Origin of the sequence: Micromonospora sp. NPDC049204 (assembly GCF_040647935.1) — a bacterium.
Lineage (GTDB): Bacteria > Actinomycetota > Actinomycetes > Mycobacteriales > Micromonosporaceae > Micromonospora.
The window spans coordinates 64,534-77,090 of the sequence record NZ_JBEZDC010000018.1 but is presented as its reverse complement, the minus strand read 5'-3'; the positions used below and the strand labels follow the sequence as shown (position 1 = coordinate 77,090).

General features: G+C 72.3%; 13 protein-coding genes and 1 pseudogene. 8 read left to right on the top strand and 6 right to left on the bottom strand.

Annotated features, from left to right (window positions below):
• Window positions 1-209: 209 nt before the first annotated feature.
• The 3 genes and pseudogenes from AB0A90_RS28270 to mshA all read right to left on the bottom strand — a co-directional run.
• Window positions 210-512 (bottom strand): annotated as a pseudogene (locus AB0A90_RS28270) (hypothetical protein); the annotation flags it as partial.
• A gap of 311 nt (window positions 513-823) precedes the next feature.
• Window positions 824-1,339 carry a YbjN domain-containing protein gene (locus tag AB0A90_RS28265; RefSeq protein WP_357253828.1) on the bottom strand — a complete coding sequence of 172 codons (516 nt, stop codon included), beginning with the start codon at window positions 1,337-1,339 and terminating at the stop codon, window positions 824-826.
• Window positions 1,340-1,396: 57 nt separating this feature from the next.
• Window positions 1,397-2,761, bottom strand: a complete 1,365-nt coding sequence (gene mshA, locus AB0A90_RS28260) for a D-inositol-3-phosphate glycosyltransferase (protein WP_357253826.1) — start codon at window positions 2,759-2,761, stop codon at window positions 1,397-1,399.
• A gap of 205 nt (window positions 2,762-2,966) precedes the next feature.
• Here mshA and AB0A90_RS28255 point away from each other — a divergent pair, with 205 nt between their 5' ends.
• Together AB0A90_RS28255 and AB0A90_RS28250 are read left to right on the top strand one after the other, a co-directional pair.
• The gene (locus AB0A90_RS28255) at window positions 2,967-3,728 is read left to right on the top strand and encodes an SDR family oxidoreductase (RefSeq protein WP_357253824.1); all 762 of its coding nucleotides are present in this window, start codon (window positions 2,967-2,969) and stop codon (window positions 3,726-3,728) included.
• Window positions 3,729-3,790: 62 nt separating this feature from the next.
• Entirely contained in the window at window positions 3,791-4,579 is a 789-nt protein-coding gene (locus tag AB0A90_RS28250; protein ID WP_357253822.1) for a class I SAM-dependent methyltransferase, read from the top strand.
• A 219-nt stretch (window positions 4,580-4,798) separates the two neighbouring features.
• Here the strand turns inward: AB0A90_RS28250 and AB0A90_RS28245 are convergent, their stop codons facing one another.
• Window positions 4,799-5,881 (bottom strand): UDP-N-acetylmuramate dehydrogenase, encoded by a 1,083-nt coding sequence (locus tag AB0A90_RS28245; protein ID WP_357253820.1) that lies wholly within the window; start codon window positions 5,879-5,881, stop codon window positions 4,799-4,801.
• 69 nt (window positions 5,882-5,950) lie between these two features.
• Here AB0A90_RS28245 and AB0A90_RS28240 point away from each other — a divergent pair, with 69 nt between their 5' ends.
• From AB0A90_RS28240 to AB0A90_RS28225, 4 genes are all read left to right on the top strand, one after another.
• A complete protein-coding gene (locus AB0A90_RS28240; protein ID WP_357253819.1) occupies window positions 5,951-6,709 on the top strand; it encodes a maleylpyruvate isomerase family mycothiol-dependent enzyme in 759 nt (252 codons plus the stop codon).
• A gap of 201 nt (window positions 6,710-6,910) precedes the next feature.
• Window positions 6,911-7,918 carry a LacI family DNA-binding transcriptional regulator gene (locus AB0A90_RS28235; protein ID WP_357253818.1) on the top strand — a complete coding sequence of 336 codons (1,008 nt, stop codon included), beginning with the start codon at window positions 6,911-6,913 and terminating at the stop codon, window positions 7,916-7,918.
• 121 nt (window positions 7,919-8,039) lie between these two features.
• On the top strand, window positions 8,040-8,453 hold the full coding sequence (locus AB0A90_RS28230; protein WP_357253816.1) for a RidA family protein: 414 nt from the start codon (window positions 8,040-8,042) through the stop codon (window positions 8,451-8,453).
• A gap of 1 nt (window position 8,454) precedes the next feature.
• A complete protein-coding gene (locus AB0A90_RS28225) occupies window positions 8,455-9,351 on the top strand; it encodes a GNAT family N-acetyltransferase (RefSeq protein WP_357253814.1) in 897 nt (298 codons plus the stop codon).
• A 36-nt stretch (window positions 9,352-9,387) separates the two neighbouring features.
• Here AB0A90_RS28225 and AB0A90_RS28220 read toward each other — a convergent pair whose 3' ends face one another.
• Both AB0A90_RS28220 and AB0A90_RS28215 read right to left on the bottom strand, forming a co-directional pair.
• Window positions 9,388-9,903 carry an O-acetyl-ADP-ribose deacetylase gene (locus tag AB0A90_RS28220; RefSeq protein ID WP_357253812.1) on the bottom strand — a complete coding sequence of 172 codons (516 nt, stop codon included), beginning with the start codon at window positions 9,901-9,903 and terminating at the stop codon, window positions 9,388-9,390.
• Window position 9,904: 1 nt separating this feature from the next.
• Entirely contained in the window at window positions 9,905-10,696 is a 792-nt protein-coding gene (locus AB0A90_RS28215; RefSeq protein WP_357253810.1) for an EI24 domain-containing protein, read from the bottom strand.
• 197 nt (window positions 10,697-10,893) lie between these two features.
• Here AB0A90_RS28215 and AB0A90_RS28210 point away from each other — a divergent pair, with 197 nt between their 5' ends.
• The gene (locus AB0A90_RS28210) at window positions 10,894-11,802 is read left to right on the top strand and encodes an ABC transporter ATP-binding protein (RefSeq protein ID WP_357253808.1); all 909 of its coding nucleotides are present in this window, start codon (window positions 10,894-10,896) and stop codon (window positions 11,800-11,802) included.
• Window positions 11,803-11,815: 13 nt separating this feature from the next.
• Window positions 11,816-12,550 carry an ABC transporter permease gene (locus AB0A90_RS28205; RefSeq protein ID WP_357253806.1) on the top strand — a complete coding sequence of 245 codons (735 nt, stop codon included), beginning with the start codon at window positions 11,816-11,818 and terminating at the stop codon, window positions 12,548-12,550.
• Window positions 12,551-12,557 lie beyond the last annotated feature (7 nt).

Below are 12,557 nucleotides of genomic sequence, written 5' to 3'. Positions count from 1 at the left end.
GCCTTGCGTGCCGCCGTCGACGCCGCCGCTGTGGTCCGCTTCGCGGCGGTGGCCTTCGTCGCGGCGGTGGTCTTCTTCGCCGGCGCCCTCTTCGCCGCCGCCGTCGACTTCCGCGTGGCGGTCGCCTTCGTTGCGGCGGCCCGCTTCGCGGGAGCGCTCTTGTTCGCCGGTGCGGCCTTCGCGCGGCTCGATGCCGGTCTGGCCGCCGACTTCTTCGTGGCGGCGGCACGACCCGCCGACGCCCGGGTGCCGGTGGCCCGGCCCGTCGGGCCGGTGCTGCTCCGACCTGCGCCGGCCCGCATCGAGCGCACCAGCTGTTTCACCAGGTCGGGCTTACGCAGCGCGGAGATCCCGGAGACCCCGCGTTTGCGCAGTTGCCCGCGGATGTCGTCCACCCGCATCCGGGAGATCTCCGACTCGGAGACTCCCGGGGTACCCGGCGTCTGGTTGCCGGCCTGTCGCTTCGTCCTGGTCGCAGTCGCGCCGCGACCTGAGCTGTTCCGCTGAGCCATGGGACGCTCCGCTCCTTGACACTCCGTCCTCGGCGCGCGGGGGTCCCTCGCCGCACCGCGCGGAGCGGCATACCCGTCAGGAGCAGTCCGAACCACCGTCAGCTCGCCATGATCGTGCTCGATCCAGGATCGAGTGGCCTCGCCACGTCGACGAGACCCCTACATCCTGGTTCGAGCACGATCTTGCGACAGAGGACGCCGGGCGCGCGCGGACGCACGGCGCACGCGGACGCCAGGCGCGCGCGGGCGCCGGGCGCGCGCGCCCCCCGCGCGCGCGCGGGGGGACGCAGGGCGCTCACGGGGCGCAGGGGTCAGGAGTGGTCGGGGCCGGAGCCGGAGGGCTCGAAGAGGTGGGCGAAAGCGGCCAGGTTGGCTGTCGACTCGCCGCGCCTGACCCGCCACTCGTACTCGCGGCGGATCGAACTGCCGAAGCCGATCTCCAGCATCGTGTCGAACGACTCGTCGGCGTACGTGAGCACGGAGCCGAGCAGCCGGTCCAACTCGTCGGCGTCCACGCCGGCCGGGTTGACCCGCCCGGTGAGGTACACGTCGCCGACGGCGTCGGTGGAGAAGGAGACGCCGTACATCCGGGCGTTGCGCTGCAACAGCCAGGCCCACAGCTCCTCGCGGCGCTCGTCCGGTTGGCGCATCACGAACGCCTCGACCCGCAGTGCGTGCTCCCCGATGATCAGGTTGCAGACCGTCTTGAGTTTGTGCGTGCCCGGCAGGGTCACCGCGTACGAGTCGGGGCCGGTCGACTCCCAGGCCAACTCACGCTCGGCGCAGACCGACTCGATCAGGGTCGCAAGATCGCTCTTCGGGCTCACCGGACCCACTCTACGACCGACCCGCCCGGCGCACCCGTTGACGGCTTCACCCCTCGGTCACCAGGAGCAGGAGAGTGCCGGGTTGGCCACCAGGTCGGCCGCGAGCCGGGCGCGGTGTGCGGCGATGGCCTCGCCGTAGACGCCGAGCAGACCGGCGACCGTACGGTCCCAGGAGAAGTTCCGGGCGTGCTGCTCGGCTCCTCGGCCAAGGGCCGCCCGGAGGGCTCGGTCCGGCAGTAGACGGCCCAGCGCCCCGGCCCAGTCGACCGGGTCGTGGCCGTCGATCAGTACGCCGCTGACCTGATCCCGCACGGCGGTGACCAGTCCTCCGACGGCGGCGGCCAGCACCGGCGTACCGCAGGCCTGTGCCTCCAGGGCGACCAGCCCGAACGATTCGTTGTGGGATGGCACCGCGACCAGATCCGCCGCCCGGTACAGGGCAGGGAGGTCGTCTCCGGTGAGCGGCGGCAGGAACCGCACCCCGTCGGTGACACCGAGGGTGCTGGCCAGTTCGATGAGCGCGGTGGGCCGATCCAGCCCGCTGCCGCTGGGTCCGCCGCAGATCACCACTGTCACCTGGTCGGCCAGCGCCGGGTCGCGTTCGCGCAGCGCGGCGATCGCGCGGATCAGCACGTCGGGGGCTTTGAGCGGCTGGATCCGACCGACGAAGGCGACGACGTACCCGTCGGACGGCAGCCCCAGCCGGCGGCGAGCCTCGCGGGTGGCCGCGGGCCGGTTGCCCGGCGCGGGCCGGAACCGACCCAGGTCGACACCCGGCTGCACCACGCTGACCCGGTCCGGGTCGGCGTCGTAGCGGGTGAGGAGGTCGCTGGCCTCGACCCTGGTGTTGGCGACCAGCCGGTCCGCCTCGGCGACGACCTGCTCCTCGCCGATCACCCGGGCCTTGGGCTCGGGCCGGTCACCGGCCGCGAGCTGGGCGTTCTTGACCTTCGCGAGGGTGTGCGCGGTGTGCACCAGCGGCACGCCCCAGCGTTCCTTGGCCAGCCAGCCGACCTGGCCGGAGAGCCAGTAGTGGGAGTGGATCAGGTCGTAGTGCCCGGGTGGGCGGGACGCCTCGGCGCGCAGCACCCCGGCGGTGAAGGCGCAGAGCTGGCCGGGCAGCTCTTCCTTGGTGAGGCCCTCCAGGGGGCCGGAGGTGATGTGCCGGACCTGTACGCCGGGCGCCATCTCGACCACCGGGGGGAGGTCGCCGGAGGTGGCCCGGGTGAAGATCTCCACCTCCACGTTGGCCTCGGCGAGACGCCGGGCGACTTCGAGGATGTAGACGTTCATGCCACCGGCGTCACCCGTGCCGGGCTGGTGCAGGGGGGAGGTGTGGACCGACAGGGTGGCGATGCGGCGAGGCCGGGGCCACGGCTGGGCACCTCGCTGACGCCCGACACCGGTGTGCATTTCCGCCACATCCGCTCCTTTGTCACGGTTGATGCCGTCTCGCACGACCGGCGCTTCTCGGTCAACCTGTACGCCGGATGTCATCTTCCCCATCGGGCTTCGGAAATTCCCCGGCGCGGCCCCGCGGCGTGACGGACCTCATCACCCGACGCCCACCCACGGCCGCCGTACGCCCGGTCGGGGCGGGTCGTACGCCCGGGGTGACAATGTCGGGATGACCTCAGTCGCCATCGTCACCGGAGCGTCCAGCGGGATCGGCGCGGCCACTGCCCGCCGGCTCGCCGCCGAAGGCTTCCACGTACTCGCCGCCGCCCGCCGCGCCGAGCGGCTCGCCGACCTGGTCGCCGAGATCACCGCCGCTGGTGGGCAGGCCACCGCGGTGACCTGCGACATCACCTCGGACGAGTCGGTGGCCGGGCTGGCCGAGGCCGCCGCCCAGGCACCCGGACCTGTCACCCTGCTGGTGAACAACGCCGGCGGAGCGCGCGGGCTGGACCCGGTGGAGTCCGGCTCGGTCGCCGACTGGCAGTGGATGTACGACGTCAACGTGCTCGGCACCCTGCGGGTCACCCAGGCGCTGCTGCCGGCCCTGGAGGCGTCCGGCTCCGGCACCATCGTGGTGGTCTCCTCCACCGCCGGCCTGACCGTCTACGAGGGCGGGGGCGGCTACACCGCCGCGAAGCACGCGCAGACCGCGATCGCCGGCACGCTCCGCCTGGAGCTGTGCGGCCGACCGCTGCGGGTGATCGAGATCGACCCGGGCATGGTGAAGACCGACGAGTTCGGGCTGGTCCGCTTCGAGGGCGACGCGGATCGGGCGGCCGCCGTCTACGCCGGGGTGCCGGGGCCGCTCGTCGCCGAGGACGTCGCCGACTGCATCGCCTGGTGCGCCACCCGCCCCGAGCACGTCAACATCGACCGGCTGGTGGTCCGACCCCGGGCACAGGCCGCCCAGCACAAGGTGCACCGGGTCTAGCGAGAAGCGCGCCGGGTCTTCGAGCCCCGCGGTCGCGAACGGAGATTGGCCCGGAGGTCGACATGAGCCCTGTGGCGCGGCGCCGGCCGCTCGGCGTGGTCACCCGCGGGACGACGAACCCGAACCGACTCCGGCGGGTGGACAACTGGATCGTCGCCACCTGCGCCGACCGGCTCCTGGCGGCGGAGGACCCCCTGGTGGTCGACCTCGGCTACGGCGCCACCCCGGTGACTGCGGTGGAGTTGCGCGCTCGACTGGCGGCCGGGGTCCGTCCGGACGTACGGCTGGTCGGATTGGAGATCGACGCGGCCCGGGTGGCGGCCGCGGCCCCGGCCGCCGACCCACCCGGGCTGACGTTCGCTCGGGGTGGGTTCGAGTTGGCCGGGCTCCGGCCGGTGCTGGTCCGCGCGTTCAACGTGCTGCGACAGTACGACGAGAGCGAGGTCCCGGACGCCTGGCGCACGATGACCGCCGCGCTCGCCCCGGGTGGGGTGCTCGTCGAGGGCACCTGCGACGAGTTGGGTCGGCTCGCCAGTTGGCTGCTGGTCGACGCCGACGGCCCGCGGACGCTGACCCTGTCCGCGAAGCTCAGCACGCTGGGCAGCCCCGCCGAGTTGGCCGAGCGGCTACCCAAGGCGCTGATCCACCGCAACGTTCCCGGTGAGCCGGTGCACGAGCTGATCCGCGCCCTGGACGACGCCTGGCAGGCCGCCGCCCCGTACGCCACCTTCGGCCCCCGCCAACGCTGGCTGCACGCGGTGACCCGGCTCCGCGAGACCGGCTGGCCCGTCCTGGACGGCCCCACGCGCTGGCGCCAGGGCGAACTAACCGTCCCCTGGCCCCTCCCGTAACCAGCCCGCCCCGCCCCAGCCCAGCCCAGCCCCGCCCCGCCCCGCCCCGCCCAGCCCAGGCCAGTCCAGCCCAGTCGATCATGGAGTCGTGGTGGGCGCTTTAACCCCGAAGGCGGCAATTGTCCCCCGCCACAACTCCTTGATCAACGCGGTCGGGCCGGGGGTGGAGGCGTGCCGGGGCGGGGTGGGGTGGGGTGGGGTGGGGTGGGGTGGGGTGGGTTAGAGGGCGCAGTTGATGAGGACTGGTTCGGGGTGCAGGGTCACGCCGAAGCGGTCGTGCACCGTGTCACGGATGTCGCGGGCCAGGGCGAGCAAATCACCGGTGCTGGCCGTGCCGCTGTGGTTGGTCAGGGCCAGGGTGTGCTTGCTGGAGATCGACACTCCGCCCTCGCCGGGGTGGCCCTTGGTGAAGCCGGCCTTGTCGATCAGCCAGGCCGCGCTCACCTTGACCAGGCCGTCGGCTCCCGGCCAGGCGGGCGGGTCGCCCAGCTCGGCGGCGCGCTCCAGGAGCAGCTCGTACGTCGCCTGGTCCAGCACCGGGTTGGTGAAGAAGGAACCGACCGAGCGAGTGTCCGGGTCGGTGGCGTCGAGCACCATGCCCTTGCCCGCGCGCAACCGCAGCACCGCCGCTCGGGCGTCGGCCAACGGCACCTGGTCACCCACCTCGACACCGAGCGCACGAGCCAGCTCGGCGTAGCGCACCGGGCCGGAGAGCGGGGACGGGGTGAGCCGGAAGTCGACGGAGAGGACCACCCACCGGTCCCGGTACTTGAAGATGCTGCCTCGGTAGGCGAACCCGCAGTCGGCGGCGGGGATGCTGTGGCGGGTGCCCTCGGCCCGGTCGTACACCTCGACGGCGCTGATCGTCTCGGCGACCTCCTGGCCGTACGCGCCGACGTTCTGGATCGGGGTAGCGCCGGTCGAGCCGGGGATGCCGGAGAGACACTCCAGCCCGGCCCAGCCGTTGGCCACCGTGGCGGCGACCAGGTCGTCCCACGGCTCGCCGGCGTCGACCCGTACGGTGACCGATCCGGCGTCCTCGCCGATGACGCGCAGCCCACGGGAGCGCACCAGCACGACGGTGCCGGGGAAGCCGGAGTCGCCGATCACCACGTTGCTGCCGCCGGCCAGGACCAGGACCGGCTCGTCCGCGGCGCGGACGGCGCGGATGATCTCGTCGGCACTGTCGGCGACCACGATCCGCTGGGCCGCCCCACCCATTCGTAGAGTGGTGTAGCTGGCCAGTGGACCAGGGATGGCACGATCGGCTTCGGTTGTCGGCTGGGCGGAGGCGTCTGGCACGCCCTTCACCTTAGGCTGACCGATAGCCGTGGCACCCACTGGTCGTCCGGCACCCCCGGGAGGATGGCGATGAGCAGACTGCAGGGCAGCAAGGATTTCTGGGTCGGGGCACTCCGAACGGAGGGTCCCGCGTTCGCGGCGGCGGTGGCCGAGGCGCCGCCGGAGACACCGGTTCTGTCCTGTCCGGGCTGGACGGTCGGCGACCTCACACTGCACCTCGCGGGCATCTACCAGTGGGTTTCGTCGTTCGCCGGTGCCGGCCAGACCACTCAGCCGGCCCGCCGGGAGCCGCTTGAGGCGGCCCCGGGCGTGCCCCCGCTGCAGCTGTGGCAGCAGGGGTACGACCAGCTGATGACGGTCTTCGACGGGCTCGACCCGGAGGCGCCGGCGTGGAACTGGGCTCCGCAGCCGAAGAAGGCCGGCTTCTGGCCGCGCCGGATGGCGCACGAGACGGCTGTGCACCGTTGGGACGCCCAGCTCGCCATCGCGGCCGGCGAGCCGGTGGAGGCGAAGCTCGCGGCCGACGGGGTGAGTGAGGTGCTGGACACCTGGCTGCCGGCGGGTCGACGGCGGACGCCGGGCGACTGGCGCGGGGTGGTGCAGCTCACCGCGACCGACGCGGCTCAGGAGTGGTATTTGCGGCTGCGCGGCGAGGGTGTGGCGCTGCTGGACACGGCGACCATTCTCGACCACGACGATCATCACGCGCGGGCACAGGTCAGCGGCACGGCGAGCGACCTGCTGCTGGCGCTCTGGGGTCGGGTGAGCTTCGAGACGCTTGACGTGGCTGGTGACCGCGCCCTGCTGGACGGCCTGCGGGCCAAGTGATCCTTTGGATCGACGAGGGCGTCACCCCGACGGGTGGCGCCCTCGCCCGTTCCGGGGCCAACCCGCAAGATGCTGAGAGAGCGCTCTCTTGACAGCGCGGGAAGCGCCGGTCACGCTGTCGTGACTCAGCGGCGCACACTGATGGCCAGGTGCCGGCGTTGAGCACCAGGTACGGGCGGTGACGAGCGTGAGGAAGGCGCGATGACGACGGTGCAACGGCCGACGCTCGAAGCGGTGGCGGCGCGGGCCGGGGTGTCCCGGGCCACCGTGTCCCGTGTGGTCAACGGCTCCACCACCGTCGCCGAGCCGATCCGGGAGGCGGTCACCCGGGCGGTCGCCGAGCTGGGCTACGTGCCGAACCTCGCCGCCCGCAGCCTGGTCACCCAACGCACCGACTCGATCGCCCTGGTCATGCCGGAGGCGGCCACCCGGGTCTTCTCCGACGACCAGGTCTTCCCCGGCATCATCCGTGGCGTCAGCCAGGAACTGGAGGCCGCCGACAAGCAACTGGTGCTGATGCTCGCCGGCTCGCCGGCCGGACACCACCGGGTCGAGCGCTACACCACCGGCCGGCACGTCGACGGGGTGCTCTTCGCCTCGCTGCACGGTGCCGACCCGCTGCCCGGCACACTTGCCCGGCTCGGCATCCCGGTCGTGGTCAGCGGCCGGCCGCTCGGCGATGGGCCCGTGCCGTACGTCGACGTCGACCACGTGGGCGGGGTGACCGCAGCCGTCCGACACCTCGTCGCCAGCGGTCGACGGCGGATCGCCACCATCGCCGGCCCGCAGGACATGATCGCCGGAATCGAACGACTCACCGGTTACCGCAGCGCGGTCCACGACGCGGGGCTGCCCGAGTTGGTCGCCGTCGGCGACTTCACCAGGGAGTCCGGGTCGGCGGCGATGCACCGGCTGCTCACCGAGCACCCCGACCTGGACGGTGTCTTCGCCGCCTCCGACCTGATGGCGCACGCCGCCCTGCGGACGCTGCGCGAAGCCGGCCGACGCGTGCCGGAGGACGTCGCGGTCATCGGCTTCGACGACATCGAAACCGCCGCCTACACCGAGCCACCGCTGACCACCGTCCGGCAGCCGATCGTGGAACTCGGCCGGCGGATGACCCAGCAACTGCTCCGCCTCGCCGCCGGCCAAACGATCGAACAGTCGGTCATGCTCCCCACCGAACTGATCCGCCGCGTGTCCGCCTGACCGCGCCGGGCGCGGTCAGGCGCCCGCGCGCTGCGGCAAGATCCGCACAACTGCCTCCTCGCCGTACGGGCGCGAGGTTAATGCCTCGCTGCGGCGGGCGATCGTGGTTAGTCTCGCCGGCATGCCGGACCATGTCGCGCTGCTGCACGTCCCCGCACTCTCCGACGTCGCCGAATACGCCTACGCGGCCACCGTCGAACCAAACACGCGACTGGTCTTCACCGCCGGTGCCTGCCCGCTCGACGCCGAGGGACGCACCGTCGCGCCAGGCGATCACGCCGCGCAGGCCCGGCAGGTGCTGGCGAACCTCAAGACCGCCCTCGCCGCGGCCGGCGCCATCCCCACCGACGTCGTCAAGACCACGGTGTACGTGGCGTCCTCCCGGCAGGCCGACCTGGTGACCGTCTGGGAGGTGGTGCGCGACTTCTTCGGCGACCACGACCCACCCAGCACCCTGCTCGGTGTTGCCGTTCTCGGCTATTCCGACCAACTCGTCGAGGTCGAGGCCGTCGCCGCCGTACGGACGGGGGCCTGACATGCGGATTCGGGTGGCAACGCCGGACGACGCCCCGGCCGTGGTGGCCCTGCGGGCGACGGTCGTTCCGTACCTGGTGCGCGGTGTCGAGTCGACCCGGAAGATGATCGCCGAGCCGCCGCCCGAGGAGGACTGGGCCGCCTTCGTGGCCGAGGTCGACGCGCGGGTCGTCGGCTGGGTGTCCGCCGAACGGATCACCTCGACATCGGTGGCGAGCGTCGGCGGCATCAACCTGCTGCACGTGCACCCGGAGCACCGGGGGCGCGGCGTCGGGACGGCCCTGCTGACCGCCGCGACCGACCACCTTCGCCCCTTGGGAATCCGCCGGGTGCGTGCCATGGCACAGCCGGAGGCGCTGCCGTTCGCCCGCCGACACGGTTACGAGCCGAGCCGAGAGGTGCGCTACTCGGCACTCGACCTGAATCCGGCGCCAGCACTGCCCGAGCCGCCCCCGGGCGTACGACTGCGCCCGATCGCCGACCTGGACCCCCACCTGCTGTACGTGGCGAATGTGGCCTCGGCAGCGGACGAACCGGGCGACGTGCCGGTCGACGCGATCAGCTACGAGAGCTGGCAGTACGACGTGTGGGACAACCTCGGGCTGGACAAGACGGCCAGCACCGCCGCCGAGGTCGACGGTGAAGTGGTGGCCTTCAGCCTCGTGAAGCGGGACGGGGACCGGATGTGGTCGGACTACACGGGCAGCATCCCCGCGTACCGGGGGCGTGGGCTGGCCCGGCTGGCCAAGACGGCGGCGCTGCACCGGGCCGCCGCCAACGGCGTACGGATCGCGTACACCTCGAACGACGAGACCAACGCCTCGATGCTGGCGATCAACGCCCGGCTGGGGTACCGCCCGGTGGCGTCCCAGTGGACCTGCCTGGCCGACCTGACCTGACCAGGACGGCGTGATCGAGGCGGTGGCGCGCCGACGTCAGGCGGCGTCGAAGACCTGGCGGGCTGTCGCGTGGGTGTCGGCGCCGAAGAGCACCAGGCGTGCCTCGGTGACGGCGACCGGCGTGGCCGAGCGCAGCACCGACAGTGCCTGCCGGACCGCGTCGTCGATCGGCCACCCGTAGATGCCAGCGGAAATCAGCGGGAACGCCACAGTGGACGCGGCCAACTCGTCGGCCACCCGCAGGCTGTTGGCGTAACAGTCGCGCAGCAGCGCCGACCGGTCCTCGCTCGCCGACCAGACCGGACCGACGGTGTGGATCACCCAGCGGGCCGGCAGTTCCCCGGCCGTGGTCGCCACCGCCTGACCGGTGGGCAGGCCCTTGCCGTAGTGGGACGCCCGCAGCGCCCGGCACTCGGCCAGGATGGCCGGCCCACCGCGCCGGTGGATCGCACCGTCGACTCCTCCGCCCCCGAGCAGGGACGAGTTCGCGGCGTTCACGATGGCGTCCGCCCGCTGGGTGGTGATGTCCCCCTCGACCAGGGTGATCTCCATGTCAGTCCTTCTCGATCGACTGGCCCATCGAGCGGCGGGCCAGCAGGGTGGCACCGGCGACCGCCGCCGGCATGATCAGCACCGCGCCGAGTGGGATGAGGAAGCAGAGGAAGACCGCCACCCCGAAACCGAGCGAGGTGGCCCGGTCGGCCTTCAGGATCGTCCGGCGCTGCGGCAGCCGCATCCCGCGCCGGTAGAACGGCGCGCCGACCAGCTCCACGGCGAGGAACCACCCGCCCACCGCCGCCCCGATGACCGGGACGACCGTCTGACCGACCACCGGGATGAAGCCGGCGATGAACAGCGGAATCCCCACCAGCACCGTGAGTGCCACCAGCCGTACCGAGTCGGCGAGGCTGCGCCGCAGCGACGACCAGAACGGCACGTCCACCGCGCCGGGCGTGCCGCCGTACCGCTGCTCGACCCGCTCGGAGATCTTCTCGTAGAACGGGTCGCCGATGACCAGGGTCACCGCGGTGAAGGTGAGCACTCCGAGCAGGCCGCCAACGCCCAGGAAGGCCAGCCCGGCGATCACCCGGACCAGGCTGCGGGACGTGGTCGACCAGTCGTCGGCGAACGGGGTGACAAGCGCGGCGAGGTCGTCCACGAAGTACACCAGGGTGGCGAGCGCGGCCAGGAACAGCGCGCCGGAGATCAGCGCCGGCACGACGCCGAGCAGCATCAGCCCCGGGCTGCGGACGTAGAGACCCAGCCCGCGCAGGAGCAGCCCCGCTCCGGCGAAGAAGCGTCCGACGACCCCGGTGACCGGGCTGGCGACTCTGCTGACATCCACGATCGAGCAGCCTAGCGAGCGGTGATCGAATCCGCCGGGCAGCGCGCTAGCAGCGACCCGCACCGCACGCATCAACCGGTTGACGGACGGAGGCGATCAACCGGGGCCACGGTCGATCATCGCCGACCGGTCGATTCGCCGCCGGGTCACCCCGACGACCCTTGAGGGGTACGAGGCCAGCGGCGGGAGGCGACACGATGTCGGTCATCGAGGTGACCCACCTGAGGAAGCGGTACGGCGATCTGGTGGCCGTGGAGGACGTGTCGTTCGCGGTGGAGCCCGGGGAGATCTTCGGCGTGCTCGGCCCGAACGGCGCCGGCAAGACCACCACCGTCGAATGTGTCGCCGGGCTGCGTGTCCCGGACGGGGGCGAGGTGTCGGTCCTCGGGCTCGACCCTCGCCGGGACGCGGCCCAGCTACGCCAGCGGGTCGGGGTGCAACTCCAGGAGAGTCAACTGCCGGACCGGCTGCGGGTGGCCGAGGCACTGGAGTTGTACGCCTCGTTCTACCGCAACCCGGCCGACCCGGCCGCGTTGATCGAGAAGCTGGGTCTCGGCGAGAAGCGGAACACCGCGTACAAGAAGCTCTCCGGTGGTCAGAAGCAGCGCCTCTCCATCGCGCTGGCACTGGTGGGCAATCCAGAGATCGCCATCCTCGACGAGCTGACCACCGGGCTGGACCCGCAGGCCCGCCGGGACACCTGGGGCCTCATCGAACAGGTCCGCGACAGCGGGGTGACGATCGTGCTGGTCACCCACTTCATGGAGGAGGCCGAGCGGCTCTGCGACCGGGTCGCGGTGATCGACCGGGGCCGGGTCGTCGCGCTGGACAGCCCGGCGGGCCTGGTGTCGACGGTGGCGCCGGAGCAGCGGATCCGGTTCCGGCCGTCGGCCCCGGTCGACGACCGGCTCCTCACCGACCTGCCCGAGGTCACCGACGTGCACCGTACCGGCAGCCAGGTGGTGGTGACCGGCACCGGTGAGTTGCTGCACGCGGTCACCTCGGTGCTCGCCCGTCACCAGATCGTCGTCGCGGACCTGCGGTTGGAGCAGTCCACCCTCGACGATGCCTTCGTGGAGCTGATCGGGCACCGGTCCACCAACTGAGAAGGGAGCCACCATGCACGCCTTTCGCCAGATCCTGAGGATCGAGGCGCGGCTCTACCTGCGGGACCGGCCGACGCTGCTCACCACCGTCGGGCTGCCCACCCTGATCCTGACGGTGCTGGGGCTGATCCCGGCGCTCCGTGAGCCGGATCCGAACTTCGACGGGCAGACCTTCGTCAGCTACTTCGCGCCGTCGCTGCTGGTGGTCACCCTCGCCATGGTGGGGGTGAACACCCTGCCCGCCGTGTTGGCCACCTACCGGGAACGCGGCGTGCTGCGCCGGCTGGCGACCACCCCGGCGCACCCGGCGGCCCTGCTCGCCGCCCAACTGGTGCTGGCCCTGGCCGGGATCCTGGCCAGCGCGCTGCTGCTCATCGTCGTCGCCCGGCTGGCTTTCGGGGTGCCGCTGCCCCGGCACCCGCTCGGCTTCACCGTGGCGTTCCTGCTCGGTACGGCGGCGCTGCTGGCGCTCGGCCTGCTGGTCGCCGCCGTGGCCCGGACGACGAAGGCGGCCCAGGCCCTGGCCGCACCGTTGTTCATGGTCACCATGTTCTTCGGCGGGGCCTACCTCCCCCGGTTCCTGCTTCCGGATTTCGTGGCGCGGATCGGTGACTACACGCCGCCCGGGGTGCAGGCGCTCCTCGACGCCTGGACCGGCACGTCGCCGCAGCCGCTGCACCTGGGAATAATGGCGGTGATCGCCGTGGCGGCCGGCGCCGGCGCGGCGAAACTGTTCCGCTGGGAGTGAGCGGAGA